This is a genomic window from Shewanella sp. AS16, from assembly GCF_021412365.1.
Taxonomy (GTDB): Bacteria; Pseudomonadota; Gammaproteobacteria; order Enterobacterales; family Shewanellaceae; genus Shewanella; species Shewanella salipaludis.
This window is the reverse complement of sequence record NZ_JAKCLK010000438.1, coordinates 1-281: the sequence shown is the minus strand read 5'-3', so window position 1 is coordinate 281 and position 281 is coordinate 1. Positions and strand designations below refer to the sequence as shown.

Below are 281 nucleotides of genomic sequence, written 5' to 3'. Positions count from 1 at the left end.
ATCGTCACGTACTGTCAGAGTGGCAATACTGTTTTCCAGCCCATTCACCGCCGCAGTGAGCGGAGGTTCGCTTTTCAGCAACGAAAACCATTCAGCCATCTGCGCACTGGCGATTTGCGTCAGTTGTTCATCGTCCAGTTCACGGGAGAACAACTGCGCCAGCCAGGCGTAAACACAGGCAATCTGTTGTGCTGTCAGCGTGGTCATGATTTCACCTGCGACGCGGGAACATATTCGCACTGCGCCACCATCTCCACGGGGCCGTTAAACGCCGTCACCTG

Annotated in this window: 1 protein-coding gene; it reads right to left on the bottom strand. The window is 55.5% G+C overall.

Annotated features, from left to right (window positions below):
• A partial coding sequence (locus LZP73_RS20995; RefSeq protein ID WP_442800793.1) for a hypothetical protein occupies positions 1–207 on the bottom strand: 207 nt, incomplete at its 3' end.
• Positions 208–281: the final 74 nt, after the last annotated feature.